The following is a 702-nucleotide window of genomic DNA, read 5'->3' on the forward strand; positions in this document are numbered from 1 at the left end:
AGCCACAGCCGCAGGTGGACCTTGCCGCCGCGCGGTGCGAGCCCGGGGTCACCCCGCGCAGCACGAGGCGGGCCAGGGCCGCGGCGAGCAGCATGCGCCCGGGGCCGGTGAGGAAGACCAGCCCCATGGGCACGACGAGCCACAGCGGGAAGGTCGGCAGCCACGGCAGCGCGAGGTGGCCGAGGGTCGAGCAGAGCATGATCCAGGCGAGCCAGCGCATGCCGGCCAGAGCACGAAGGGGGATCATCCCGACGAGCTGCGCCACCTGGGTCTTCGTGCGGATCGGGCGGACCTTGCGGTTGGTCCGCACCATCGTCGAGGTCGCCATCGCCTCGTCGAGCCAGGCGCCGAGGTCGCCGATCGTCGGGTGGGCGTAGAGGTCGCCGACGGTCGTCTCGGGGTGCTTCTCCCGCAGCCGGCTGACGACCTGCGCGGCGGTGAGCGAGCCACCCCCGAGGTCGAAGAAGTCGTCGCTCGGGTCGCCGACGTCGGCGCCGATGACCTCGGCCCAGATCCCGGCGACCCACTGCGCGGTCTCGCCGAGCTCCCCCTTCGCCGGGGTGTCGCCGGAGGTGGGCAGGGGCCACGGCAGGGCGTCGCGGTCGACCTTGCCGGAGGTACGGGTCGGCAGCTCGTCGACGACGGCCAGGCGCGGCACGAGGGCCGCGGGCATCCGCTCGCGCAGCAGGTCGGCGTGCCCGC

At 74.5% G+C, this 702-nt stretch carries 1 protein-coding gene; it reads right to left on the minus strand.

Annotation, left to right across the window (positions count from 1 at the left end):
* On the minus strand, positions 1-702 hold a 702-nt coding region (locus AC2W7J_RS18615; protein ID WP_485984292.1), incomplete at both ends, for a phosphopantetheine-binding protein.

It is taken from the genome of Janibacter sp. CFPM2_SD2 (assembly GCF_057364645.1).